At 71.5% G+C, this 22,507-nt stretch carries 22 protein-coding genes; 10 read left to right on the top strand and 12 right to left on the bottom strand.

Features of this window, described 5'->3' with window-relative positions; translation table 11 throughout:
- Positions 1–14: 14 nt before the first annotated feature.
- The 3 genes from J5V16_RS19455 (at position 15) to J5V16_RS19445 (ending at position 2,581) form a co-directional block, all read left to right on the top strand.
- Positions 15–995: an EamA family transporter gene (locus tag J5V16_RS19455; protein ID WP_243901469.1), complete on the top strand. Its 981-nt coding sequence runs from the start codon at positions 15–17 to the stop codon at positions 993–995.
- Positions 988–1,653 (top strand): alpha/beta fold hydrolase, encoded by a 666-nt coding sequence (locus tag J5V16_RS19450; protein WP_208498634.1) that lies wholly within the window; start codon positions 988–990, stop codon positions 1,651–1,653. The genes J5V16_RS19455 and J5V16_RS19450 overlap by 8 nt, the downstream gene beginning before the upstream one ends.
- A 64-nt stretch (positions 1,654–1,717) precedes the next feature.
- Positions 1,718–2,581 (top strand): phosphotransferase family protein, encoded by an 864-nt coding sequence (locus J5V16_RS19445; RefSeq protein ID WP_208498633.1) that lies wholly within the window; start codon positions 1,718–1,720, stop codon positions 2,579–2,581.
- Positions 2,582–2,653: 72 nt separating this feature from the next.
- Here J5V16_RS19445 and sigJ read toward each other — a convergent pair whose 3' ends face one another.
- The 3 genes from sigJ to J5V16_RS19430 form a co-directional block, all read right to left on the bottom strand.
- Positions 2,654–3,589, bottom strand: a complete 936-nt coding sequence (sigJ, locus tag J5V16_RS19440; RefSeq protein WP_208498632.1) for an RNA polymerase sigma factor SigJ — start codon at positions 3,587–3,589, stop codon at positions 2,654–2,656.
- Between the two features lie 10 nt (positions 3,590–3,599).
- Complete coding sequence (locus J5V16_RS19435; RefSeq protein WP_208498631.1) at positions 3,600–4,790, bottom strand: NAD(P)/FAD-dependent oxidoreductase; 1,191 nt, start codon at positions 4,788–4,790, stop codon at positions 3,600–3,602.
- A gap of 185 nt (positions 4,791–4,975) precedes the next feature.
- Positions 4,976–5,791, bottom strand: coding sequence for an NAD(P)H-binding protein (locus tag J5V16_RS19430; RefSeq protein ID WP_208498630.1), 816 nt, complete (start codon positions 5,789–5,791; stop codon positions 4,976–4,978).
- Between the two features lie 140 nt (positions 5,792–5,931).
- On the opposite strand from J5V16_RS19430, the gene J5V16_RS24670 reads away from it, so the two are divergent.
- Entirely contained in the window at positions 5,932–6,270 is a 339-nt protein-coding gene (locus tag J5V16_RS24670) for a winged helix-turn-helix transcriptional regulator (RefSeq protein ID WP_307793020.1), read from the top strand.
- Positions 6,271–6,274: 4 nt separating this feature from the next.
- Here J5V16_RS24670 and J5V16_RS19420 read toward each other — a convergent pair whose 3' ends face one another.
- A complete protein-coding gene (locus tag J5V16_RS19420) occupies positions 6,275–7,000 on the bottom strand; it encodes a carbon-nitrogen hydrolase family protein (RefSeq protein ID WP_208498628.1) in 726 nt (241 codons plus the stop codon).
- A gap of 99 nt (positions 7,001–7,099) precedes the next feature.
- Between J5V16_RS19420 and J5V16_RS19415 the strand changes: the two genes are divergently transcribed.
- A complete protein-coding gene (locus J5V16_RS19415) occupies positions 7,100–7,585 on the top strand; it encodes a cupin domain-containing protein (protein ID WP_208498627.1) in 486 nt (161 codons plus the stop codon).
- On the opposite strand, the gene J5V16_RS19410 is transcribed toward J5V16_RS19415, so the two are convergent.
- The 8 genes from J5V16_RS19410 to J5V16_RS19375 form a co-directional block, all read right to left on the bottom strand.
- Complete coding sequence (locus tag J5V16_RS19410) at positions 7,582–8,232, bottom strand: response regulator (protein WP_208498626.1); 651 nt, start codon at positions 8,230–8,232, stop codon at positions 7,582–7,584. The two genes, J5V16_RS19415 and J5V16_RS19410, sit on opposite strands and share 4 nt — an antisense overlap.
- Positions 8,222–9,499 (bottom strand): sensor histidine kinase, encoded by a 1,278-nt coding sequence (locus J5V16_RS25605; protein WP_208498625.1) that lies wholly within the window; start codon positions 9,497–9,499, stop codon positions 8,222–8,224. The genes J5V16_RS19410 and J5V16_RS25605 overlap by 11 nt, the downstream gene beginning before the upstream one ends.
- Complete coding sequence (locus J5V16_RS19400) at positions 9,490–10,224, bottom strand: ABC transporter permease (RefSeq protein WP_208498624.1); 735 nt, start codon at positions 10,222–10,224, stop codon at positions 9,490–9,492. Before J5V16_RS19400 ends, J5V16_RS25605 begins: the two co-directional genes overlap by 10 nt.
- 19 nt (positions 10,225–10,243) lie before the next feature.
- Complete coding sequence (locus J5V16_RS19395; RefSeq protein WP_208498623.1) at positions 10,244–11,152, bottom strand: ABC transporter ATP-binding protein; 909 nt, start codon at positions 11,150–11,152, stop codon at positions 10,244–10,246.
- Positions 11,153–11,267: 115 nt separating this feature from the next.
- A complete protein-coding gene (locus J5V16_RS19390) occupies positions 11,268–12,092 on the bottom strand; it encodes an RICIN domain-containing protein (protein ID WP_208498622.1) in 825 nt (274 codons plus the stop codon).
- A 34-nt stretch (positions 12,093–12,126) separates the two neighbouring features.
- Positions 12,127–12,864: an RICIN domain-containing protein gene (locus J5V16_RS19385; RefSeq protein ID WP_208498621.1), complete on the bottom strand. Its 738-nt coding sequence runs from the start codon at positions 12,862–12,864 to the stop codon at positions 12,127–12,129.
- A 29-nt stretch (positions 12,865–12,893) separates the two neighbouring features.
- The gene (locus tag J5V16_RS19380; protein WP_208498620.1) at positions 12,894–15,434 is read right to left on the bottom strand and encodes a TPR repeat region-containing protein; all 2,541 of its coding nucleotides are present in this window, start codon (positions 15,432–15,434) and stop codon (positions 12,894–12,896) included.
- A 22-nt stretch (positions 15,435–15,456) separates the two neighbouring features.
- Positions 15,457–15,774 carry a hypothetical protein gene (locus J5V16_RS19375; RefSeq protein WP_208498619.1) on the bottom strand — a complete coding sequence of 106 codons (318 nt, stop codon included), beginning with the start codon at positions 15,772–15,774 and terminating at the stop codon, positions 15,457–15,459.
- A gap of 270 nt (positions 15,775–16,044) precedes the next feature.
- Between J5V16_RS19375 and J5V16_RS19370 the strand changes: the two genes are divergently transcribed.
- Genes J5V16_RS19370 through eccCa form a run of 5 tightly spaced genes read left to right on the top strand, consistent with a single transcriptional unit; the run spans position 16,045 to position 22,387 of the window.
- Entirely contained in the window at positions 16,045–16,395 is a 351-nt protein-coding gene (locus J5V16_RS19370; protein WP_208498618.1) for a hypothetical protein, read from the top strand.
- Positions 16,396–16,410: 15 nt separating this feature from the next.
- A complete protein-coding gene (locus J5V16_RS19365) occupies positions 16,411–16,713 on the top strand; it encodes a WXG100 family type VII secretion target (RefSeq protein WP_208498617.1) in 303 nt (100 codons plus the stop codon).
- Entirely contained in the window at positions 16,701–17,060 is a 360-nt protein-coding gene (locus J5V16_RS19360; RefSeq protein ID WP_208498616.1) for a hypothetical protein, read from the top strand. Before J5V16_RS19365 ends, J5V16_RS19360 begins: the two co-directional genes overlap by 13 nt.
- A gap of 22 nt (positions 17,061–17,082) precedes the next feature.
- Positions 17,083–18,414: a type VII secretion integral membrane protein EccD gene (gene eccD / locus J5V16_RS19355; RefSeq protein ID WP_208498615.1), complete on the top strand. Its 1,332-nt coding sequence runs from the start codon at positions 17,083–17,085 to the stop codon at positions 18,412–18,414.
- Position 18,415: 1 nt separating this feature from the next.
- Positions 18,416–22,387, top strand: a complete 3,972-nt coding sequence (eccCa, locus tag J5V16_RS19350; RefSeq protein WP_208498614.1) for a type VII secretion protein EccCa — start codon at positions 18,416–18,418, stop codon at positions 22,385–22,387.
- The last annotated feature ends 120 nt before the right edge of the window (positions 22,388–22,507 follow it).

Genomic DNA, 22,507 nt, shown 5'->3' with positions numbered 1-22,507 from the left:
CCTACCGTGATGGCATGACCGCAGCAACAGCAGTCGAGCCGGGTTCCGGTGGAAGGTCGCGGCGCTTGATGCCGTCGCGGCCCGTCCTCGTGGTGGTCGCGCTCGCCATCGTCTACATCGTGTGGGGATCGACCTACCTCGGCATCCGCATCATGGTCGAGGACATGCCGCCGATGATCGCCGCTGGAGGCCGATTCCTCTGTGCCGCAGTCATTCTCGCGGTCATCCTGATGGTGCGCGGCGGGCTGGCGCGGCTCGCCCTGACCCGCGCCGAAGTGTGGTCGTGCGCGCTCATCGGCCTGCTGCTGCCCGTGCTCGGGCAGGGCCTCGTGACCATCGCCGAGAGCGGCGGCGCGCCCTCGGGCCTGGTCGCGCTCCTGATCGCGGCGGTGCCGCTGTGGGTCCTCCTGTACCGGGTCCTGGCCGGGGAACGGCCGAAGCGGACGACCGTCGCGGGCGTGCTCATGGGCTTCGCCGGTCTGGCGGTGCTGTTGGCCGCCAACGGGATCGGCGGCGGCTTCCCGTTCTGGGCGCTGCTGCTGGTGCTCTTCTCGTCGGCGTCGTGGGCGTTCGGGTCGTGGCTGCAGCCGCGGCTGCGGATGCCGAAGGACGCGTTCGTGGCGGCCGTCTACGAGATGGCGATCGGCGGAGCGCTCCTGCTCGTGGTCGGCCTGGCCGGGGGCGAGCGGTTCGCGCCCGCCGAATACTCGTTGCGGGCGTGGGGCGCCTGGGTATACCTGGTGGTGTTCGGGTCGGTCGTCGCGTTCTCAGCGTACGTGTGGCTGCTGCAGGCGGCGAACATCTCGCTGGTCGCGACCTACGCGTACGTGAACCCGCTGGTGGCGGTGCTGCTCGGCTGGCTGGTGCTGTCAGAGGCGGTGACCGTGCCGATCGTCGCAGGCGGCGCGATCGTCGTCGCCGCCGTCGTACTCGTGGTGAGCACCGAACGCCCGCAACGGAAGACATCGAGTGTGAAGGAGCCCGACCATGGCTGACGGGGCCGCGACGTTCGTACTGATCCACGGCGGCGGGAGTACGAGCTGGGACTGGCATCTGGTGGAGCCGGTCCTGCGGGAGCTGGGCCATGAAGTGATCGCCGTCGACCTGCCGATCGAGGACGCCGCGAACGGCGTCTCCGAGTACGCCGACGCGGTCGTGGCCGCCTGCGAAGGCCGGCCGAACCTCGCGGTGGTCGCGCATTCGTGGGGCGGGCTCGTGGCCCCGATCGTGTGCTCCCGCGTCGAGAGCGAGCTGCTGGTGCTGGTGACCGCGATGGTCCCGGCTCCGGGCGAGCCGCCGAACGACTGGTGGGCTGCGACCGGTTTCAGCGACCTCCAGTTCCCCGAAGTGGAAGACGCGTTCTACAACGGCGTGCCCGCCGCGCTGGCCGAGGAGTGCACCGCGCGCGGGCGCGAGCAGACCGGGGAGCGCGACGGGGAGCCGTCGCCGCTCAAGGCCTGGCCGGAGGTGCCGACGCGGTTCCTGCTGTGCCGCGACGACCTCTTCTTCCCGCCCTTGTTCATGCGCGGCGTGGTCCGCGACCGGCTCGGCTTCGCGCCCGACGAGATCGACGGCGGCCACATGATCGCCCTCGCCCGCCCGCGCGAACTCGCCGAACGGCTGCACCGGTATTGGGCCGAGCTGCCGCGTTGATCGGCTCGCGTCGGCCCTCGAAGACGCCTGCTATTTCTAGGTGGTGACAGCTGCAAGAACGCCGGTGATCGCCGAGACGGTCGGATCGCTGCTCGGCAAGACTGCGACGGCCTGGCGTACGCCTGAGTTCGGGCTGTCGGGTGCGGACCGGCTCGTCGTCACGTTCCGCGACGGCAGCGCCGCGTTCGTCAAAGGCGCGACCAGCGAAGAGACTGCGGGCTGGCTGCCCAACGAGCACCGGATCCTCGGTCTCCTGCGCGGCACCGGTCTCTCGCCCGAAGCTCTCGGCCGGCAGGACGACGGCACCGGACACCCGTTGCCGGTGATGGAGGACCTGTCCGACGCTTACTGGCCTGCGGCCGGCGTCAGACATCCGAGCGGTGGCACGTCGACGCTCTGGCGACCTGGCGACATCGACGTTCTCCGCGGCACCCTCGACCGTTTGCGCCGAGTCCCGGTTCCTGCCGATCTGCCGCGGACCCCCAGCCGGCCGGGACCACAGTGGCCGCGAGTCATCGAGCTGGCCGACCGGCTTGTCGATGCCGGTGTCGTCATCCGCGGCTGGCTCGAGGCGAATGCCGAGACCTTGACCGCTGTCGATGCGGCGGCGGACACCGCTCTCGAGCCCGGCACCCGCCTGGTGCACGGCGACTTCCGCAGCGACAACGTGTGCATCGTCGGCAGCGTCGGCGAGCGCGAATGCCGCGTCGTCGACTGGTCGCACGCCGGCACCGGCCACGAGTTGCACGACCTCGTGCAGCTGCTCCCCACGCTGCACCTTGAGGCGGTCCGCCGCCATGGCAGGTGTGCATCGAACCCGCACCCCTCATCGCGAGGCTTGCCGGGCCGTCGCTGCAGCGCGCCTGTGCGATCGAGCAGCCCGATTGGCTCCGCCGCGTGTTCGTCGACCTCGCGTCGATCAACCTGAAGTGGCCGGCAGCGGCCCTCGGGCTGCCGCAGCCCGTGCCGAGTCACGACACGCCCGGTTGACCAAGACGCGTCACCAGGAGGCGATGAGCGGTTCGCCGTGGTCGGTGCGCTTCCACTGCTCGGTGGCGCGGGTGAGCGAATCCTTGTTCGCGATGCCGTGGAGGGCCGCGATCTTGCCGTCGCGCTGATGGAGGACCACCACGCCCGCCACCCGGTCGTCGACGACCGCGATCATCGCAGGCGCGCCGTTGACGATCCCGGCGTGGATCGACGGGCTGCCGCCCGCGAGCTTGCGCTTCGCGGGGGTCGGCTTGAACGCCGCGCGGAAGGTCGCGGCGATGCGCGCCGGCACCGTCTCGAACCAAGGCCGGCCCATGAGCCCGGCGCCGTCCGACACGGCCGTGGCGTCCTCGGTCAGCAGCGCCACCAACCGCTCCGTCTCGCCTGAGGCCGCAGCCTCCACAAAAGCCTCAACGATGCGGCGGGCGGTGCGGCGATTGACGTGACCGGCGCTGCGGCCCGCGGCCACATGCCGCCTCGCGCGCAGCGCATGCTGCTGGCTGGCCGACTCGGAGATGTCGAGGATCTCGGCGATCTCATTGTGGCTGTAGTCGAACGCCTCACGCAGCACGTACACGGCCCGTTCCATCGGGGGCAGCCGCTCCAAGAGCATGAGTACCGCGACCGACACCGAATCGCGCTGTTCGGCCGTCTCGGCCGGGCCGAGCATCGGGTCGCCGTCGAGCAGCGGTTCGGGCAGCCACGCGCCGACGGCCCGCTCGCGCCGCACCCGCGCCGACCGGAGCCGGTCGAGCGCCAGATTCGTGACCACTTTGGTCAGCCACGCCTCGGGCACCTCGATCATTTCGCGGTCGGCCGCCTGCCAGCGCAGGAACGCGTCCTGCACCACGTCCTCGGCGTCGGCGGCCGAGCCGAGCAGGCGGTACGCCAGCGAGGCCAGCCTGGGTCGGCCGGCCTCGAAGCGCGCGACGGTGGCGAAGTCCATGACCGCCACTCTAAGCGGGCACCGCCTCGGTGCGGCGGACCTCGGCGTCGACCGCCATGTGGTGGCTGCGGGCCGGGAGTTTCGCTGTCGGGTTCGCGACGCCCCAGGTGGCGGTCTTGAGGACGAGTTCCTTGACGCGCGCGGCGGTGCGGCCGGTGACGGCGTACCGCGAGCGCACGTCGCCGTCGACGACCTGGAGGATGCCGTCCCGTCGGCCGAGGCTGATGTGGTTGCCCACGTAGACGAGTCCGGTGCGCTTGACTTTCCCGCCGGTGAGGTCGCCGATGATCGCGGCGGTGGCCTGCTGGCTGGTGAACCCGGCCGAGGCGCACGACATCGGCAGCGGCCGGCCGTTCTCGCCGATGACGAACGCGGCGTCGCCCGCGGCGTAGACGCCGGGGTGGGAGACCGAGCGCATCTGGCGGTCGACGGTGATCTGGCCGTTCGGTTCGACGGCGAGGCCGCTGGCGGCGGCGATCGGGTGGACGGCGAAGCCCGCGGCCCACACGGTCGCGTCGGCGGCGTGGAAGGAGCCGTCGGCGGCGATGGCGCCGTTCGGTTCGACGCGGGCGATCCGGGTGTGCTCGTGGACCTCGATGCCGAGCCGATCGAAGGCGCGCAGCAGGTGGGCGCGGGACTTCGGGGCGAGCCAGCCGCCGAGTTCGCCGCTGGTGGTGAGCACGACCTTGAGGTCGGGGTGGGATTCGGCGAGTTCGGTGGCGCCTTCGATCGCGGTCAGGTTGCCGCCGACGACGAGCACGGTCCCCTTGCCGCCCATGGCGTCGAGCCGTTCGCTGAGGCGGACGGCGGCGGCGCGGGAGGTGATGTGGTGGGCGTGCTCGCCGACGCCGGGCACGTCGTGGTGGGCGGCGGTGCTGCCGAGCGCGTAGACGAGCGTGTCGTACTCGAGCCGTTCGAGGCCGCAGCCGCCGTCCACAGTGACCGATTTGCGGTCGGCGTCGACGGCGGTGACGCGCGCGATCTTCACCTCGACGCCGGTGCCCGCGAAGATCTTCGCGAGGGGCCGGTGCTTGAGCGTCTGCCCGGCGGCGACCTGGTGGAGGCGGAAGCGCTCGACGAAGTCGGGTTCGGCGTTGACGACCGTGACCTGGAAGTCGGCCGGGTGGAGGTGTCGCGCGAGGTAGCCGGCCGCGAAGGTGCCGGCGTACCCCGCGCCGAGGACGATGATGCGGTGCTGCATGGTCTCGCTCCTGTCTGGTTCGCCGTGGTTCGGTGATGCCCTTTGAACGGGATGGCCGCCGAATCCATGACAGGAGCGGAGTATGTCCTGCGTCACCGCGTGTAAGGCGTGGGTCTCAGCGCGGAACGCGGGGCGTCGCGCTGGATCGGAGCTGGCGGAACGCCGCCGCGTCGCGCCGGACCGGCTTAGCGGAACGCGGCTGCGTTGCGCTTCGCCCACGCCGCGAACGAGGTCGCGGGGCGGCCGAGGAGGCGTTCGACCTCGAAGTTCGGTTCGAGTTCGGCGGCGTTCGGGCTGCCGAGCGCGTCCAAGGCGCCTTCGACGATCTCGGCGGGCCAGAACTGCGTGAACATCGCGAACGCCTCGTCGCGGGTGAGCTCGTGGAACCGCACGGGCTCCCCGATCGCCGCGCTGATAGCGGCCGCCTGCTCGCGCGGGGTCACCGCCTCAGGACCGGTGATCGTGTACGCCCGCCCGGCGTGGCCGTCTTCGGTGAGGGCGAGCGCCGCGACCGCCGCGATGTCGTCCGGGTCGATGAACCGCAGGCCGACGTCGCCGAACGGCGCGGCGATGGCGCGGTCGCCGCGCACGGCGTCGGCCCACATGAACGCGTTGGAATGGAACGCGCCGGGGCGCACGAAGGTCCATTCGAGCCCCGAGTCTTTGACTGCGTTCTCGTAGACGAGCTGCGACGCGTCATTCCGCGTCTCGGCGCGCTGGCTCGACAGGAGCACGACGCGGCCGATCCCGGCGGCCTTGGCGGCGGCGAGCACCGGCACGAGGTCGTGGTCGGAGTCGCGGGTGAGCAGGAACAGCCGGTCGGAGCCGGCGAATGCGGGCTCGAGGCTCTCGGGCCGGGAGAGGTCCGCTTGGACATGGGCGACGCCTTCGGGGAACTCGGCGGCGCTGCGGGAGACGGCGGTGACCTTCTCGCCTGCGGCGATGAGGCGTTCGATGAGCGGGCGGCCGACGTTGCCGGTGGCTCCGGTGACGGTGATCATGATGGCTTTCTCCTTGATTCAGTGGTGAAGCCAAAGCTAGGAGGCTCGGAGCGGTTCCGGAAGAACGCACTTCGAAGTAAGCTCATGTCGTGCTCGTAGGAAATCAGGTGGCTTGGCCCAGCACTCGGGGCGAGCGTGAGGTGTTTCACCGCCAGTGCCCGGCCGTGCAGGTGCTCGACCACATCACCAGCCGCTGGGGCATCTGGGTCCTGCTCGCCCTGAACGAAGGCGAGCTGCGCTTCTTCGAGCTGCGCGAGCGGGTCGACGGCGTGAGCGAGAAGATGCTCTCGCAGACCCTCAAGAACCTGGTGGGCGACGGCCTCGTGTGGCGGCACGTCGAACCGACCGTCCCGCCCCAGGTCACCTACGGCCTCACCGAACTCGGCGAAGGCACCGCCCGCCATCTCGGCGGCATGTTCGACTGGATCAGGGGCAACGCCGAGACCATCATGGACGCCCGCGCGAAGGCCGAGGCCTAGCCCCTTAGAACCGCAGCTCGGCCTTGACGATCCGGCCCGGCTGCTCATCGGCTCGCGCCGCGACCGTCCCGTCCGGAGCCCAGACCGCCGAGTTCCCCACGGCCTCGGGGTAGTCGCTGCCCGGCCCCGCGAAGCACGCCTGCACGACCCACATGCCGTAGCCGCGCGCGAGCTGCGGCATCCGCTTGTCACGCCGCACGAGCCCCTGCGGGGTGTACAGCGAGCCCGCGACGTACGCGTCGATCCCGCCGATGCCCGACCGCTTCGCGAACTCCGCGGTAGCCGGGGCGTGCTCGAACATCATCGTGTCGCGGCAGATTGCCAGCCCGAGCCGCCACCCGTCCAGTTCCAGCACCACCGGATCGCACGCCGCCCGGAAGCGCCGCGCTTCCTCCTCGTCGGGGTGCATCTTCCGATACGCGACCGCCACACCGGAGCCGTCGATGCGCAGCATCGCGATGTACTCCGCGCCGCCCTCGCGCAGCGGCGCGCCCGCGAGCGCGACCGAACCGGTCTCGGCGCATGCCTTCACGATCGACTCCAGGGCCGGATCGTGAACGGCCACAGCCGGAGCGGCCATCGCGTACGACGAGAGCGACAGCTCTGGGAACACCACCAGCCGGGCCTCTGCCGAACGGACCGCCTCGGCGTGCGCGCGGGCGTTGAACGCGAGGTCGCCCGGGCGCAGATCGGGCTGCGCGGCGGCGACGGTCAAGGGCGCGAGGTGCATGCGACGAGCGTATCCGGGCGCCGCCCACCTCCCCCAATGGCCGCGTCCCCGACCGCAGTAGGCTCCAGGAACCCCACCGTGATGAGAAGGAGACCTTCGATGTCCTACCCCGAATCGAAGTACTTCGGCGACACCGGAGAGGCCACCGCAGTCGTCCGCCGGAACGACTCGCCCGCCGACCTCCTCTTCGACAACGGCCACGCCGACTACCTCGCCAAAGGCGCGGCCACCGGCGGCGAGTTCGGGCTCTACCGCTGGAACATGGGCCCCAAGAAGGGCGGCCCCGGGGCGCACTACCACAAGACCATCTCGGAGTCCTTCTACATCCTCGACGGCACCATCACCATCTACAACGGCAACGAGTGGGCCCCGATGAGCAAGGGCGACTTCGTGTACGTCCCGCAGGGTGGCCTGCACGGCTTCCGCAACGACACTGACGAGCCCGCCTCGATGCTCCTGCTCTTCACCCCCGGCGCGGTGCGCGAACCCTACTTCGAAGGGATCGCGACCATCGGCGAGATGACCGAGGAGGAGCGTGCCGCGTTCTTCATCGAGCACGACAACTACTGGGTCGAAGAGGCCTAGCGGCCCTTCGCCTGCAGCAGCCCCCGCTCGTACCCGACCGCCACCGCGGCGGCCCGGTCGTTCACCTCGAGCTTCGCGTACACGTGCATCAAGTGCGTCTTCACCGTCGCCTCGCTGATGAACAACTCGGCCGCAGCCTCCCTGTTGCTGCGGCCCTTCGCGATCAGCGCCAGCACCTCCAGCTCCCGCTCGCTCAGCGGCCCGGTGCTCGGCGCGGGCCGGCGCACCTGCGCCATCAGCAGCGACGCCACCGACGGCGCGAGCACCGTGCCGCCCTCGTGCGCGGTCCTGATGGCCCGCTGCAGCTCCGCGGGCGAGGCGTCCTTGAGCAGGTACCCGGCCGCGCCCGCCTCGATCGCCGGCAGCACATCGGAATCGGTGTCGTACGTGGTCAGCACCAGCACCTTCGCGGCCGCGCCGCGCGAGGCCAGCTCCCGGATCGCCGTCACCCCATCGGTTCCCGGCATCCGCAGGTCCATGAGCACCACGTCCGGGTTCAAGGCGAGCGCCCGGTCGACGGCTTCGCGGCCGTCCGCGGCCTCGCCCACGACCTCGATGTCCTCGGCCCGGTCGAACATGCCGCGCAGGCCGTCGCGCACCACCGGGTGGTCGTCGGCGATGAGCACGCGGATCGGTTCAGGCGGCATCGGCCACCGCCTGCGGCACCGCCGGGACGATCGCCGAGACGACCGTGCCCGCGCCGGGCTCGGACTCGATCGAGAGGCTTCCGGCGAGGCGGGACACGCGCTGGCGCATAGCGGCCAGCCCGTACCCGTGCTCCTTGGACGCCTTCGTCTTCCCCGGCTCGAAGCCGATGCCGTCGTCGCGCACGTCGATCGCCAACTGGTCCTCCATATAGGAAAGAGTGATGCCGACCCGGCGGGCCCGGCTGTGCTTGGCGGCGTTCTGCAGCGCCTCCTGGGTGACCCGCAGGAGCGTCACCTCGATCTCGGGGTGCATGGGCTTCGCGTCCCCGGTCGTGGTCAGCTCCACCGGCACCGCGTGCGCCTCCGACCACTTCGCCGACACCTCCGCCAGCGCCTCGGGCAGCTGGGCCGAGTCCAGTGTGGGCGGACCGATGGCCTGGACGGTGCGGCGGGCCTCGGCGAGGCTGTCGCGGGCGAGCTCCACGGCGCTGTCGAAATGGCGGCGGCGCTGGGCCTCGTCGTCGGTGCCGTCGGCGGCGTGGAGCTGCGCGATGATCCCGGCCAGGCCCTGGGCGACGGTGTCGTGGATCTCGCGGGCCATGCGCTGCCGCTCGTCCAGGACGCCCGCTTCCCTTGCCTGCGTGAGCAGTTGCATGTGGAGGCCGGCGTTCTCCTCCAGGGCCGCCTCGCGGGCGAGGATCGCCTCTTCGCGCTGGTTGCGCAGCCGGACCAGCCGCTCGTTGAGCAGGAACCCGGAGCTGATGGCGCCGGTCTGGACGAGGACGACGATCGTGTAGATCACGAACGCCTGGGCGTCCGGGTCGGCGGTGACGATGCTGGAGTTGACCACAAGGGAGGTCGCGCCGATCCCGGCGGTGAGCATGCCCATCGACTTGAAGTACCCGGCGTGGAAGAACCCGGTGACGACGAAGATGAAGAACAGGAGGTCCTGGACGACCAGCGCCGCGCCGATCGCCAGCATCACGAACAGGTGCACCGCGAGCCGGGCGTCGGACGCCTCGGTCTTCGACGGCAGGCGCGTGTACGCGAAGTACACCCAGGCGACGGCCGCGGCCGCCAGGCCCAGCAGGGGGAGTTGCTGGTCCAGCGGCCGCGGGTTGATGAGGAGGCTCAGCGCCGCGCTCAAGGCGAGGGTCGCGTACGGCATCCAGTCGAGGAGCCGGTGGTAGACGGACTCGATCTTGGAGTGCCGCTCGGACAGCTCCTCGGGGGTGTACGCCACCGGCTCCATGACTGCTACTCCCACTTGAAGATTCGGGCCGCGACCGCTCCGGCGGCGACCGCGGTGGCGGCCATGACCGCCAGGGGGACCACGGCGGGGGCCGTACCGGTCCAGGCGTCGAGCAGTGACTGCACGCCCGGCGGCACGAAGTCGCCGGCGCGGGCGATCGCGTCCGGCAGCATGAACCGGGGGAGGTACACGCCGCCGAAGAACATGGCCAGCATGAACAGGACCGTCGAGAGCCCGGAGGCGGCCCGGGCGGTTGGCGCCAAAGCCGCGACCAGCATACCGAGGGCGAAGACCGCGGTGATGCCGAGGACGAACGCGATCGCGAACCCCCAGGCGTGCTTCGGCAGCGGCACGCCGTACACGAGGTTCCCGGCGGCGACGACGAGCGCGGCCGACAGCAGCGACGCCCCGAGGTTGACCACGAGCTGCGCGACCAGGAGCTTCATCGGGTGGACGGGGGTGGTGCGCATGCGGCGCAGCACGCCCTGCTCGCGGTAGGCCGCGAGGACGGCCGGGAGGTTGGTGAGGCCGATGACGCCGACGGCCATCACGATGACGGAGGGCGCGAAGTAGTCGATGAATCGCTGCCCGCCCATGTCCTCGGCGGGTTCGCGGAGCATCGGGACGGCGCCGAGGCCGAGCAGGACGACGGTGGGCAGGAGCAGCCCGACGACGAACGTCATGGGGTCGCGCACGAACAGGCGGGCTTCGATCTGGATGAGTTTGCCGAGAGCGGACATCTGGTTCTCCTTGCGGGGCTTAGTTCTCGAGGGACTTTCCGGTGAGGGCCACGAACGCGTCGTCGAGGCTGACCTGTTCGACGCGCAGGTCCGCGGCCACGATCTGGTTGCGCGCCAGGACGGACACGACGGCCTGGAGGAGGTTCTCGCCGCCGGTGACGACCACGTGCGCGCCGTGGCGCTCGACGCGGGCGACCTCGGGCAGGTCGAGCAGGAGCGCGTCGGCGAACTCGGCGGAGGGCCGGAACCGCACCCGCTGCTCCTCGCTGACCCGGGCGGTGAGCCCGGCGGGGGTGTCGAGCGCGACGATCTTCCCGGAGTCGACCACGGCGATGCGGTCGCACAGCCGCTCGGCCTCGTCCATGAAGTGGGTGACCAGGATGATCGTGACCCCGGAGTTCCGCACCTGCTCGATGAGGTCCCACGTGTCGCGCCGCGCCTGCGGGTCGAGGCCGGTGGTCAGCTCGTCGAGGACGGCCACGCGCGGGTTGCCGACGAGCGCGAGCGCGATCGACAGTCGCTGCTGCTGGCCGCCGGAGAGCTTCCCGAACGGGGTCTTACGCTTGCCGCCCAGGCCCAGCTTCTCGATGAGCCGGTCGGTGTCCGCGTGCTCCTTGTAGAACGACGCGTACAGGTCCAGGGCCTCGCCGACGCGGATGCGGTCGGGCAGGCGGGACTCCTGCAGCTGGATGCCGAGCACCTGCTTGAGCTCCGCGCCGTCCTTCTCGGGGTCGAGCCCCATCACCTTGACGCTGCCGCCGTCGCGGGACCGCAGCCCTTCGACGCACTCCACTGTGGTCGTCTTGCCCGCCCCGTTGGGGCCGAGGATGCCGAAGATCTCGCCTTCGCCCACCTCGAACGAGATCCCGTCCACCGCACGGTGAGTGCCGTACGTCTTGACCAGGTCCCGCACTTCGATGATCGCCATCGCCGCCTCCTTGCTTCGTGTACGTCAACACTCGCAAGATCGGGGCGGCGCGGCATCGGCCGCGCGTCGGAGCCGCCGGTTGATCCCGGGGATCAACCGATCGGTTGATCGCTCATCAGGTCAGGGTGAACCGCTGGGTCGCGTCCCCGGCGTCGCACGTGTCGGTGGCGGTCGGCTCGCCCGAACTCGAGGAGCGGCCCTCGAGCATGCCGACGCACATCCCCGAGGCGCTGGTGGCGATCGTGTAAACGCCGCCGCCCTGCGGTTCGAGCTCCCAGAACTGGGTCTCGGTGAACTCGCACCCGTACGCGGCCATGAGGTACCCCTCCTGGTCGGCGGGGGCGTCGGCGCCCATGCACGCGCTCCAGTCGGAGAAGTGCAGGTTGAAGACGTACACGCCCTCGTCCCAGGCCACGACCTGGATCGTGGACGGGTGAGCCGAGCCGCACCCGGCGAGCACGACGACCGTGCGGCCCTCGTTGCCCGGCTCGGGGCCGGTGCTCAGGCACAACCCGCTGGCCTCCTGCTTCACCTGGTACCAGCCGTCATCGGGGTAGGCGGGCGAGGGCGGGGCGGCCTCGGTCGGCTCGGCGGTCTCGGCCGGCTCCTCCGGTTCGTCCTCTGCGGACGGTTCGGCGCTCGGTGCGGCCGAAGCGCTCGGGCTCGGCGAGGGCGAGGCGGAGGGCGTCGAGGTCGCGGCCACGGAGGTCGCGGCCGGTTCGTTCGCGGCGACCGGCTCGGGATCGTCCTCGCCGCCGCCCGCGGCCATGACCGCGGCGACGACGGCGACGGTCAGGACGAGCGCGACCACGGCGGCGACGCCGGCCATGGCCTGGTTGGAGCCCAGGCGCAGCCGGGCCTTCTCCGCGATGTCGCGGAGCCTCGCGGGCAGGTCCGTCCCGGCCGAGTGCCGAGGGACGCGCGGATCACGTTGTGCCACCGAATGGTCCTTTGAGGAGGGATGAGGATTCGGGTCAGGGGACCAGCAGCGCGAACCGCTGGGTCGGGTCGTCAGGCTCGCACGGGGCGGTGGCGAGGGCCGCGCCCGCTTCGGCGGCCGCGTCCTCCAAGAGCCCCAGGCAGAGTCCGGAGGCGACGACGGCGATCGTGTAGGAGTCGGCGCCGACCCCGGTGAGCTCGAACCGCTGCAGGTCGGTGTCGGCGCAGTCCTGCCCGGCGGTGAGGTACCCGGCCTCGTCGGCCGGTTCGTCGGCGCCCCAGCAGGCCTGCCATGCGTCCGCGGCGAAGTCGAGGCCGACCGTGTACACGCCCGCGCCCTGCGACGCGAACGCGAGGCCCGCCGGGTACGTTGCGGCGCAATCGCCGAGGACCATGACGCTGCGCTCGGGGTTGCCCGGCTCGGGGCCGTTGGTGACGCACAGGCCCGTGGCCTCCTGGCGCGCGAGGTACGCGCCGTCGGCGGGCAGGGTCGGTGCGGCCTGGTCTTCCGTTGCAGCCGAGGAGGTCTCGGCCGTGCCAGGCATGCCGCCGTCCTCGTCGCCGCCGCTGGTGGAGGCGATGACGGCGGCGACGATCGCGACGAGGAGCACGACCGCGACGACGGCGGCCGTCGCGGCCACGGCCTTGTTCGCTCCGATGCGGTCGCGGAGCCCTTCGAGGCCGTGGTGGATGCGGTCGGGCAGATCGCGCTGGGGGGTGCTCTGCTCATTGACGCCTCGCGGGCTTCGCCGAGACGGATCGGTTCGGGTCAAGACGTCCTCAATGCATAGTGGGCGGGGCGCTAGGACCCGGTGTCCTTGCGCTGGTTGTTGAAGGTGTCGTTGAACTTGTCCACCTTCGTCTTCAGCTTGTCCTCGAGCAGGCGGTGGAGCTGGCGCTCGGCGTCGCTGTAGGTGTACATGCCCTTGTCGGCGGCCTTGCCGGACGGCTCGTTGAGCTCCATCAGCTCGGCGGCGGACCGCAGCTGCCACTTGCCGTTCGCGTCCTGCTCAACCAGGCGGGCGTCAGTCTTCCGGACGTCCTCGATCGTCAGCCCCGAGTTCGCGTCCTTGAGCTGCTGCTCGATCACGGTGTGGGTCACCGCGAAGTTGAACTGCTCGTAGCTGGGGTCGCCCTTGCGGTCGAAGTCCTCGGGCTTGGGCGCGACGCCCTTCTCCCAGATCAGGTCGTAGGACTGCGAGACGCCCGGCGTCCACTTGAAGCTCTCGGCGACCTGCCGGATGATCTGCTGCGTGCCGCGGCCCAGGCCGCGCACGAAGGGCAGTTCGGTGACGACCTCCTTGACGGCGGCCGCGCCGGCGCGCGCCCAGTTGGCGTGCTGGGTCGACTCGGTCGTCCTCGCGTTCGCGTCCACATTGGCGTCGTCGAAGACGCGCTGGAAGCCGGTGTCGAGCAGGCCCATGAGCCGGCCGGTGCGCATGGCCTCGTCGTTGGCCTCCTCGGTGTCCTTCCAGCCGTCGGCGTAGTGGGCGTCGAGGAGGACGTTGCGGTAGACCTCGGCGCCGAACTTGTCGCGCGAGGCGTCGCCGCCCATGATGAGCTCGACGAAGTCCTCGCGGGTCTGCTGCGAGAGGTACATGTCGGCGGCCCTGGGGTCCTTCGACATGAACAGCTGGTCCTTGCCGCCGGTGTCGGTCTCGGCGAAGTAGTCGAGGTAGGGGACGGCGGCCTTGGCCATCGAATAGGTGATCGCGCCGTTCGCGGCCCCGATCGGGGCCTTCTCGAAGCTGCCGATCTTGCCGTAGGAGTCGGTGAAGAAGTCGTACGCCGACTCCTTCCAGATCCCGGAGGCGTTGTCGCGGTCGGTGACGGTGGTGAAGAGCGCGTACGCGGCCTCGGTGGCCCGGTCCGCTGTGGCCTGGTCTTTCGATCCGGCGTCGGTGCCGATCCAGTCGATGAGTCCCGCGGCGGCCTTGCCGTCGTCCTTCCACTGGTGCCCGAACAGGCTGCGCACCAGGTATTCCGGGGTGTCCTTGCCGAGGTCCGGGTGCTGGAACTTGCCGGTGAGGAGCTCGTAGTTCGCCTCGTGGTTGCGGGTGCTCGCGCCCAGCAGGTCGGGGACGTACTGCTCGAGATCGGTGTAGGGCACCGAGTATGCGGGGCGGCGGGCCATCACGTCGGAGTAGAAGTCGGAGACGGCGAGGGTGAGCGAGGCGGAGAACTCCTTGCCGCCCTGGAGCCTGCCGAGACCCACGCCCTTGTCGTCCGTCGCGCCGAGCATCGGGGCGAGCCCGATGAGCTGGTCGTGCAGTTCGGGGACGCTGAAGTCGTCCACTTTCCCGGTGTAGTAGCCGAGGGTGTTGCGCAGGCTCTCGGGCAGGCGGCCGAAGCCGCCGCCGAGCTTCTCGTTCGAGGCGGCGAGGAGGCCGCCGCCGAACGCGCCCAGGATGAGCGACTGGTCCCCGGCCGGGACCTCGCGGTCCTTGAGCCACGCGGGGAGCATGTACAGCAGGTTCCCGGCGTTGGGGTCGTTGTCGTTCCAGGGGATGTCCATGCCCTTGAACAGCTGCTCGAGGAAGTCGAGCTGCGCGGGCGCGAGTTGCTTGCCGGGCTGGCCCTGGAGGTCCTGGGCGTGCAGGCCGAGCGACAGGAGCGCCTTGATCTTGGCGAGGAGCGCGGGCGGGATGTCGCCGTCCTTGCCCGCGAGGTAGTCGACCATGGCCTCGGCGAGCCGCTTGCCCTCGGCGCCGTCGAGGGGCGGGACGCCCGCCTTGGCGCCGAAGACGTTGAACAGCGCCCATGTGGTGGTGCCGCCCGCGGCGAGGGCCTTGAGGTTCGCCGGGGTCGGCCCCTGCTTGAGGTGCGATCCGGCGGTCTTGGCCTCGGCCTTGTACGTCTCGTACGCGGCGTTGACGACGCCTTGCATGCCGGCGAGCCGCTCGGCCCCGGCCTCGGCCATGGCGTTGTCCATGACCCGGGAGGCGACGTCGCCGGGCATGCCGCCGGTGACCCCGGCGGACTCGGCGGTGACGCCGAAGCCGCTGCTCACCGCCTCCGACCACAGCGCGGTGTAGTTCGCGGCGAGCTGCTGGTAGGTCTCGGCGGCGTCGGCCCACTTGCCGGTGACGGCGCTGCCCCACACCGAGCCCTCCATGGCCTTGCGGGCGGCCTCGATGGACTCGGCGCCCTTGGAGCGCAGCTGCTCGGAGACGAGCTCGGTGAACTCGACGGCGGTGGCGTTCATCTGGGCCATGACGTCGCCGCCGCGGCCGATGATGGTGCCGGACTTGGACTCGAACTCGGTCGCGCCCTCGCGCAGGGACGGCACGTCCGCTTTGGACTCGGGGACGTTGAGGCTGGCCGCGGTGGGAATGCTCGGCATTGGGGGTTCTCCTTCGAGCGGGCTAGACCAGGTTGATGCCGGGGGCGCTCGGCGCGGGCGCCTCGACGCTCTGCAGGCCGGCGTTCGCGGCATCGGTGCCGACGCCGTCGCCGACGGTGAGGTGGGTGGTGGCGCCGACGCTCTCGCCGTGCGCGGCGGTCTTGGCCAGGTCGGTCGACCAGGTGGCCCCGAACTCGTCGTAGCCGGTGACGACCTCGGGCTCCCCGGCGGCGGTCACGCACTTCTCGACGATGCTCAGCAGCTCGCCCTGCAGCGTCCCGAACGACTCCGCCGACGCGATCGTCTGGCCGCCCTTGAAATTGGCTTCGTCAGGGTTCATGCCGATGCGGTCCATTGGTCCTCCAGGGGGGTGCGGACTCTTGGCTGCGGTCAGCGTATCGGGAATCAATGAGGATTGGAATAACATCAGGTGAACTGTCTGCCATTGCGCCACAACGACAGTGGTGGAAGTTGATCATGTTGCGGGATGGGGCCGCAGCGATCCAGAGTGGTGGCCGGAGCCCTTTACTTTCACTTCACCGCCGTGTCAACATGATCCGATACGCTCCCCCCGCACGGGCCATCCACAGCTCCTTAGGAGGCACCCCACATGGCCGGAATCGGAACGGAATTCGGGCTCACCACCGCCAACGCCCTCACCACCAGCGCCAACAACCACGGCATCTCCGTCGAGAGCCTGACCGGCGACCTCCAGGCCCTCATCGCCGAGATGGAAGCGGACGTCGACGCCCAGCAGGGCGCCTCGCTCGCCGCCTTCCAGCGCGCCAAGGCCGCGTTCATCGAGTCGTACAACGACATGGCGAACAAATACGGGCTCAGCGCGCTCGCGCAGGGCACGACCAGCGACGACGGCTTCACCACCGACGACCAGAACGTCGGCGGCTACACCGGCGCCGAAGGCAACCTGCCCGGCATCAAGCCGATCACGATCCAGATCTAGAAGGGACCCTCCACTATGCCTGGTTCCGGATTCGAGCTCTACGGCAACGTCGGCAACCTGCAGGACCTCGCCGGCGTCCAGCACACCTACCGCGGCCGCTTCGAGGCCATCCTCGGCGAGATCAAGGGCCACGTCAGCACCGTGCAGGGCCAGTGGGTCGGCGCGGGCACCGACGGCTTCGGCACGTTCAACACCACCTCCGAGGGCGAGTTCACGGAGATCCAGGCGGCCTTCAACAAGCTCGCCTCGGCCACCGAGGACTCGGCGACGAACTGGTCGACGACCATGACGCGCATCAACTCCCGGTGGGGCGGGTGACCTCGGAGGCCACTGACGTCCCGGCGAGGTCCGCCGAACCCGGTACCGACCTCGCCCCGATGGCCATGCGGCGCACCGGCCAGAGCGAGCGCTACGTGCTCCAGGCCGCCGCCCTGCGCCGCCGCCAGCTCCGCGCCGCCGTGCTCTACGGCTCGGCGCGGAGCTGGCGGCAGCGCCAGCCGCTGTGGCCCGCGGCCCTCATCGGCGTGATCGCCGTGGCCCTCGTGGTCGCCGCGTTCGCCGTCGCCAACGCCTTCGAGAAGCAGAAGCAGCGCGACGCCGAAGCCGAGGCCGAACGGAACGCCCGGAGCGCCCCTCCCGCCGCCGTGCTTGTCGAAACCCCCTGAACCCCAACCGCAAAGGCCCGTCTTGCCCGGTCGATACAGCACCGTCACCGTCGTCGGCCCCCGCGCCACCCGCGACCTCGCGCTCCCCGACGACCTGCCCGTCGCCGAACTCCTCCCGCAGCTGCTGCGGCACACCGGACCCGAGGCGCCGGACGACGGCGGCACCGGCTGGGCACTGTCCACGATCGACGGTGCGACCTTCGCGCCCGCCGAGACCCTCGCCGACCGCACCGTCCCCGACGGCGGCGTGCTCCTGCTGCACGACGCCACGGCCGCCGCGCTCCCCGACACCGTGGAGGACGTGCGCGACGCGGTCGAGGACGCCGTGGACGCGGGCGGCGCCCGCTGGGACCCCGGTACCGGCCGCCTCCTCGCGATCGGCACGGCCGGGCTGCTCGTCGCGGCGGCCGCGTTCAGCCCCGGCGCGGACCCCGCGATCCTCCTGACCGGCGGCCTGGTCTGCCTCCTCGCGGTGCTCATGTCCTGGTGGTCGGCGCGGCAGCACGACCTCATGACGCACCTCGCGCTCACGGGCGGGGCGCTGTGGGCCGGGCGCGTCGGCTACAGCGCCGTGGAGGTGCTCGCCGCCGACGGCGGCGCCCACCCGGCCACGCGCCTGATCGGCGCAGGGCTGGCCGCGCTCCTCCTCATCACCGCCGCCCGCGCCGGGGCGCGGCTCGCCACCGCGTACGCGGTCGGCATCGCGTGCGCGCTCGCCCTCGCGGCCCTCGCCTGGGCGCTGTGGGCGCACTTGGGGCTCAGCGCGGTCCGCGCCCAGAGCCTCATCGTCCTCATCGGATTGTTCGTGCTCGCGCTCGTGCCGCGCCTCGCCATGTCCTCGGCCGGGCTCTTCGCACTCGACCGCGAGGTGCGCGCGGGCGACCCGACCACGGACATGCACCTCGCGCGCCGCCTCGAAGCGACCGACGCGCGCCTCACCGGCGCGGTCTGCGGCATCGCCGCGATCACCGGCGCGGCCGCCGTCCTCCTTGCCGCCCAAGGGGACACGTGGGCCGCGCTCATGGGCACCGGGGCCGCGCTCGCCCTCCTCACCCGCTCCCGGATATACGAGCTCATCCGGCATGTGGCGCCCCTGCGCCTGGCCGGGATGTCCGCGCTCGCCTGGGCCGCATGGCGGTGGATCGGCCTCTCCGAGCCCCTGCTCGCCTGGCTCCCGGCGCTCGCCGTGCTGGCCGGGCTGGCGTACGTCTCGGTCGCGTCGGTGTCGCGCTCGGCCGTGTCGGCGGCGTGGTGGCGGCGGGTCGTGGCGGTCGCCGAGACGATCCTGGTGGCGGGCATGATCGTCCTCGCCGGGCACCTCGCCGGCCTGTACGCGATGGTCGCCGGGGTCTGACATGGGCACCGACGTCGTCCGCCGCCCCGCGCGGCGCCCCGCACCCGAGGTCTCGACCGAGCCGATCACGCTCGCCTCCCCGCCGGCCCTGGGCGATCCGCCGTCGGCGGCGATGGGCGCGCCGATGCTCATGATGCCGCTCATGTCCGGCTCGGGCGCGATGATCATGGTCCTGTCGAACCTGCAGCGGCCCCTGTACGCGACGGCGGGCCTGCTCATGCTCGTGGCGAGCGTGGCGATGGGCATCGTCCTGTTCGCCGCGATGCGTTCGGGCCCGAGGCGGAAGCTCCGGCAGGAGCGCGAACGCTACCTCGACTACCTCGAAGACGCCCGGCACACCATCCGCGAGGCCGTGAAGGTCCAGCGCGACCACGCCGCCCGCCGCCACCCGCACCCCGGGCTGCTGCTCGGCCTCGCGTGCGACCCGGGCCGCCGCTGGGAGCGGCGCGCGACCGACGCCGACCTCCTCACCGTCCGATGCGGACTCGCCGCGGTGCCTTTGAGTCGCGCGCTCTCGCTGAAGATCGACGAGCAGCACCCGCTCACCGTCTACGACCCCGTCTGCCAGTCCGGCGCCGAAGAACTCGTCGACCAGTACGCGCGCCTCGCCGACCAGCCGCTCACCCTCGAGCTCGGAGCGGTCGGGGACACCGCGATCATCGGCGAGTACGCCCGCACCCGCGCCGCCGCGCAGGCGATGCTCGCCCAGCTCGCGGTCCTCGTCGCCCCCGAGGACCTCCGCGTCGCCGTCGTCGCCCACCCTTCGGTCGCTCCGGAGTGGACAAGGCTCTCGTGGCTCCCGCATCTCCTCGCCGACCCCGGCGACGGCGAAGCGCCCGTGCCGCTCATCTGCCCCAGCACCGCCGAGCTCACCGAACGCCTCGCCGAGGACCTCGCGCTCCGCGCCGCCGAACTGCGCCGCCGCCGCGGCGGCCCGCCCGGCCCCGGCTCGCGCCGCCTCCTCGTCATCGTCGACGGCGAACACCAGGTCTCCCTCCCCGGCCTCCTCGCCACGGTTTTCAAAGGCGCAGACGAGGCGCCCCAACTGCTCGGCGTCCACTGCTGGACCCTCGTCGCCGAACAGCGCCAAGAACCCGAGCACACCGCCGCACGCATCAAAGTGGACGCCGACACCGTCGCGGTCACCCGCATCGAACGCACCGAAGGCGGTGTCAGCGAGACCACGAGCGTCGGCCGCCCCGACCGGCTCGACCCCGCCGACCTCGCCGCCATCGCTCGGGCGCTGAGCCCCTGGCGGCTCGCCCTCGACGACGTCTCCCGCGCCCTCTCCGGCGTCCACGGCCTCGCGGACATCCTCGGCGTCGCCGATCCGGCCGAAGTGGACTGGCAGCGCACCTGGGCGCCCCGCGACGAATCGGCGCTCCTGCGCGTCCCCTTCGCCGTGGACGCCGACGGCCGCCCCGTCGAACTCGACCTCAAAGAGTCCGCGCTCGGCGGCATGGGACCTCACGGTCTCATCGTGGGCGCCACCGGCTCCGGCAAGTCCGAGGCTCTTCGCACTCTCGTCGCCGCCCTCGCCGTGCGCCACCCGCCCGAACGCCTCGCCCTCCTCACCGTCGACTTCAAAGGCGGCGCGACCTTCGCCGACTGCGACGCCCTCCCGCACAGCGCCGGCGCCATCACCAACCTCGCCGACGACCTCGGCCTCGTCGACCGCTTCGCCGAAGCCCTCTACGGCGAGATGAGCCGCCGCCAGCAGCTCCTCAAGGACGCCGGGAACCTCCCCAACGTCCACTCCTACGCCAAACTGCGCCAACACGACCCGGGCCTCGAACCCCTCCCGCACCTGCTCGTCATCATCGACGAGTTCTCCGAACTCCTCACCGCCAAGCCCGACTTCTCGGACCTGTTCGTCGCCGTCGGCCGCATCGGCCGCTCCATCGGCGTCCACCTCCTCCTCGCCACCCAGCGGCTCGAGTCGGCGCACCTGCGCGGCCTCGAATCGCACCTGTCCTACCGGATCGGCCTGCGCACCTTCTCCGAAGCCGAGAGCCGCGAGGCCATCGGCGTCCCCGACGCCTACCGCCTCCCGCCCGAACCCGGCTCCGGATACCTCAAAGTGGACACCACGATCTTCACCAGGTTCAAGGCCGCCATGGTCTCCGGCAAGTACACGCCGCCGCGCGAAGAGGCCGAACGCACCCTCCCGGTGCTGCGCTGGCCGGTGCCGCCGGTCGTCAGCGTTCTCGACGCCATGACCGCCGAGGCCGCGCGCGGGACGGGGGAGATGCCGGACGCCGAGCACAGCGTGCTGCGCGTCCTCGTCGCCTCCCTCGCGGCCGCCACCGCGACCGAGGGCATCGACCCGGTCCGCCCCGTCTGGCTCCCGCCGCTCCCGGAAGCGCTGCCGCTCAACCGGATCGGCGCCGAAGTAGGCGAAACCGGCACGGTCAAGGCGGTGCTCGGCCTCCTCGACCACCCGCGCGAGCAGCGCCAAGGCCCCCTCGAATGGGACCTCGCCGGCGCCGACGCCAACCTCGTCGTCCTCGGCGCGCCCGGCTCCGGCAAATCCACGCTCCTGCGCACCCTCATCGCCGGCCTCGCCCTCCGCTACCCGCCGAATGCCCTGGCCGCCTACGTGATCGACTACGGCGGCGGCGCGCTCGGCGGCCTCACGGCCCTCCCGCACGTCGCCGTCGCCGCCGGACGGGCCGAACCCGAACTCGTCGCCCGCACCCTCGCCGAAGTCCGCAACCTCCTCGACGCTCGCGAGCACCTGATGCGCCGCAACGGCATCGACTCCGCCGCCGGGCTGCGCCGCTCCGCCGCCGACGGCACAGTGGACGTCCCGGGCGACCTCCTGCTCGCCATCGACGGCTGGGGCGGCCTCACCGAAGCGAACGAAGACGCGAACGACCTGCTCATGGAGATCGCCTCGCGCGGTCCGGCGCTCGGCGTCCACACCGTGCTCACCGCCGTCAACTCCGCGCAAGTCCGCGCCCGCCTCGCCGCGTCGTTCTCGGGCCGCATCGAACTGCGCCTCGCCGACGCCTTCGACTCCGGCATCGACCGCAAGCTCATCGAAGAACTCCCCAAAGAGGTCCCCGGCCGGGTCCTCACCGCCGACAAGCGGTTCGGGCACATCGCCCTGCCCCGCATCGACGACCAGGACTCCACAGAGGACCTCTCTGACGGGTTCGCGGAGCTCGCCGCCGAAGTCCGCCGCCGCTGGCCCGGACCCGGCGTCACCGCCGTCAAAGCCCTCCCCGTCGACGTGGCCCTCCGCGAACTCGTCCCGCCCGTCCCCGCGGCTACCGGCGACCCGTACGCGCTCGCGCCCGTCGTCGGTGTCGCCGAAAGCGACCTCGGCCCCGCCGTCATCGACTTCGACAAGGACCCGCACCTTGTCATCTTCGGCGACACCCAGACCGGCAAGACCACGCTCCTGCGCGCCATCATGCGCCAGATCGTGCGCCGCCCCGGCACCGAGGCCGGGATCTTCCTCGTCGACTACCGCCGCTCCCACCTCGAGGAGATCCCTGAGGACCACCTCATCACCTACTGCAACACCGCCGCCCACGCGGCCCAGAACGCCGCCGAGCTCGCCGAGGCCCTCAAGAAGCGCCTCCCCGGACCCGACGTCACCCCGCAGCAGCTGCGCGACCGCGACTGGTGGACCGGCCCCGAGGTCTTCGTCGTCGTCGACGACTACGACCTCGTCACCACCAGCGCCGGGAACCCCTTGGCGCCCTTGACCGAACTCGCCGCCCACGGCGCCGACCTCGGCCTCCACCTCATCCTCGCCCGCCGCACCGGCGGCGCCGGCCGCGCCGTCTACGAACCGCTCCTGCGCCAGCTCTGCGACATGTCCAGCCCTGGCCTCCTCTTCTCCGGCGACCGCCTCGAAGGCCGCCTCGTCAACGGCACCGCCAGCCGCCTCCTCCCACCCGGCCGCGCCCTGCTCGCCCGCCGCGGCCAGAACCCCGACCTCGTCCAAATCGCCCGCCCCTGACGATGCAAGGCCGACGGCGGAGTGAACAGCAACGCGCGCAGCGGCACCCGCGGCCCCGGAACGGCGCGCCGCGCTCCGGGGCGGCTGATGCTCCCTCTCGCCGCTGGGACGCCGCGAACC

Source organism: Glycomyces niveus (assembly GCF_017592475.1).
Lineage (GTDB): Bacteria > Actinomycetota > Actinomycetes > Mycobacteriales > Micromonosporaceae > Glycomyces > Glycomyces niveus.
This window is presented reverse-complemented; position numbering and strand designations above follow the sequence as displayed.

What these genes read in the sequence shown, in the direction of transcription:
- J5V16_RS19455 (WP_243901469.1), top strand. Translation starts at nt 15, where the DNA reads ATGACCGCAGCAACAGCAGTCGAGCCGGGTTCCGGTGGAAGGTCGCGG.
- J5V16_RS19450 (WP_208498634.1), top strand. Translation starts at nt 988, where the DNA reads ATGGCTGACGGGGCCGCGACGTTCGTACTGATCCACGGCGGCGGGAGT.
- sigJ (WP_208498632.1), bottom strand. Translation starts at nt 3,589, where the DNA reads ATGGACTTCGCCACCGTCGCGCGCTTCGAGGCCGGCCGACCCAGGCTG.
- J5V16_RS19435 (WP_208498631.1), bottom strand. Translation starts at nt 4,790, where the DNA reads ATGCAGCACCGCATCATCGTCCTCGGCGCGGGGTACGCCGGCACCTTC.
- J5V16_RS19430 (WP_208498630.1), bottom strand. Translation starts at nt 5,791, where the DNA reads ATGATCACCGTCACCGGAGCCACCGGCAACGTCGGCCGCCCGCTCATC.
- J5V16_RS19420 (WP_208498628.1), bottom strand. Translation starts at nt 7,000, where the DNA reads ATGCACCTCGCGCCCTTGACCGTCGCCGCCGCGCAGCCCGATCTGCGC.
- J5V16_RS19415 (WP_208498627.1), top strand. Translation starts at nt 7,100, where the DNA reads ATGTCCTACCCCGAATCGAAGTACTTCGGCGACACCGGAGAGGCCACC.
- J5V16_RS19410 (WP_208498626.1), bottom strand. Translation starts at nt 8,232, where the DNA reads ATGCCGCCTGAACCGATCCGCGTGCTCATCGCCGACGACCACCCGGTG.
- J5V16_RS19400 (WP_208498624.1), bottom strand. Translation starts at nt 10,224, where the DNA reads ATGTCCGCTCTCGGCAAACTCATCCAGATCGAAGCCCGCCTGTTCGTG.
- J5V16_RS19395 (WP_208498623.1), bottom strand. Translation starts at nt 11,152, where the DNA reads ATGGCGATCATCGAAGTGCGGGACCTGGTCAAGACGTACGGCACTCAC.
- J5V16_RS19380 (WP_208498620.1), bottom strand. Translation starts at nt 15,434, where the DNA reads ATGCCGAGCATTCCCACCGCGGCCAGCCTCAACGTCCCCGAGTCCAAA.
- J5V16_RS19375 (WP_208498619.1), bottom strand. Translation starts at nt 15,774, where the DNA reads ATGAACCCTGACGAAGCCAATTTCAAGGGCGGCCAGACGATCGCGTCG.
- J5V16_RS19370 (WP_208498618.1), top strand. Translation starts at nt 16,045, where the DNA reads ATGGCCGGAATCGGAACGGAATTCGGGCTCACCACCGCCAACGCCCTC.
- J5V16_RS19365 (WP_208498617.1), top strand. Translation starts at nt 16,411, where the DNA reads ATGCCTGGTTCCGGATTCGAGCTCTACGGCAACGTCGGCAACCTGCAG.
- eccCa (WP_208498614.1), top strand. Translation starts at nt 18,416, where the DNA reads ATGGGCACCGACGTCGTCCGCCGCCCCGCGCGGCGCCCCGCACCCGAG.